This is a genomic window from Thermosipho sp. 1244, from assembly GCF_018588215.1.
In the GTDB taxonomy this organism is placed as follows: domain Bacteria; phylum Thermotogota; class Thermotogae; order Thermotogales; family Fervidobacteriaceae; genus Thermosipho; species Thermosipho affectus.
The window spans coordinates 1-1,836 of sequence record NZ_LNGA01000026.1 but is presented as its reverse complement, the minus strand read 5'-3'; the positions used below and the strand labels follow the sequence as shown (position 1 = coordinate 1,836).

Here is a 1,836-nt window from a genome sequence, read left to right as displayed (position 1 = left end):
GGGGTCACTTACCCCATATTTGATGAATGCGACAAGTGATTTAGGGAAAAAACAACTTGCATGGGGAATTAGAAATGCAAAAAATACATTAAAAAAAGAGGGATTTATCCAAACATTTATCGTATTAGAAACAGGTGAAGTACTTGATGAGACAGGTGAGTTATCAATTAATTTTCCAGAGAAGTTAAAAGATATAATTGACAAGATAAAAAGCAAGGAAAAAGAATATGACATATACATACCATTTGAATACAATTCTACAAGCACCATAGCAGTTGCTGTACCAGTAAAAGACTTCAGTGATAACGTAGTTGCGGTATTAATAGGGTTATATCCACAAAGCATACTACAAGATATGATAAAAGGGGCAAAGATAGGAGAAAATGGAATAGTAAGTATAATATACGACACGTTAGTGGTGGCACATCCAGATGAAAGTAAAATAAACGAACTAGACATAGCAAAGGAAAAAGGGCTTGAGAAGCTAAAAGAAGAACTCTTATCAAAAGACAAAGGGAGTGTAAGGTATAAATACAATGGATATGAAAAATTTGCAAGCTTTATAAAGATAGATGATTTACCGTTGAAAGTAATGGCAACGATAAACTACTCAGAAGTGATAAAGGAAGCAAAAAATATAGTAAATCTAGGGATACTAACGGGAATAATAGTTGCATTAATAGCAGCGATAATAGCATACTTTGTATCGAAATCAATAAGTAAACCAATAATAGAGATAAGTGAAATAGCAAAGAGAGTATCGGAAAAAGACTTAACGGTAGAGATAAAAGAAAGAAAAGGGAAAGATGAGATAAGTCAACTAACAAATGCGTTTAAGATATTGGTGGATAATTTCAAGCAAACGGTAGGAGAAGTAATGAAACTAAACTCACAAGTATACTCGGTATCACAGTTATTGGACAACCTAGTAGAAGACACAGAAAGGGCAGCAAAAGATGCAACAGAAACGGTAAACAAAGCGACATATGAATTACAAGAAGTAGTATCGGCGACAGAAGAAGCAAACAGTGGAATGGAAGAGATAGCATCAGGCGCGCAAAACATAGCAAACTATGCGGAGAATTTGGCAAGGAAAGCAGAAGAGATGAAAGAGAAGGCAACAGACTCATCAGGAAGAGTAAAAGAACTAAAAGAAGTGATAATGAAAGTAAACGAAACGATGAAGGAGACAGAAAAATCGGTACGTGAGATGGAAGAATCATCAAATATGATAGGGGAAATAGTAGGAACGATATCAAACATAGCGGAACAGACGAATTTACTGGCACTTAACGCAGCGATAGAAGCGGCAAGAGCAGGAGAAGCAGGAAGGGGATTTGCAGTAGTTGCAGATGAGATAAGGAAACTAGCCGAAGAAAGTAAAAGCCAAACACAAAAGATAGCAGAAGTATTAAATGCAATAAAGGATCAAGCAGTAAACGTGGCAAAATACACAGAAGAAGTAGGGGAAAAGATAGGAGATTCAGTAGAATCATCGGAGAAAGTAAGTGAATCAATAGTGGAATTATTAGAAAAGATAGAAGACATATACGGAATGACAAATGACTTGGCAGCGACATCAGAAGAACAAAGTGGAGCATCAGAAGAAGTAAGTGCGGCAATAGATAGGGTAACAAAGACGTTGATGGAAGTGGAAGAAGAAATAAAACACATGGCAGAACAAGTGGAAAATCAAGCAAAACAAGCATCAGAAGTAAAAATATATTCAGATGATTTAAATAACGCTGTAGCAGGTCTAAATCAATACTTATCAAATTTTAAATTATAATGTCTAAGTTAATATATAAGGTGTTTCCTCTTAGGAAACACCTTTTT

Annotated in this window: 1 protein-coding gene; it reads left to right on the top strand. The window is 35.3% G+C overall.

The annotated features are described in order from the left end of the window. The coding region (locus AS157_RS06765; RefSeq protein ID WP_214495021.1) for a methyl-accepting chemotaxis protein at nucleotides 1-1,789 on the top strand (1,789 nt) is incomplete at its 5' end. Nucleotides 1,790-1,836: the final 47 nt, after the last annotated feature.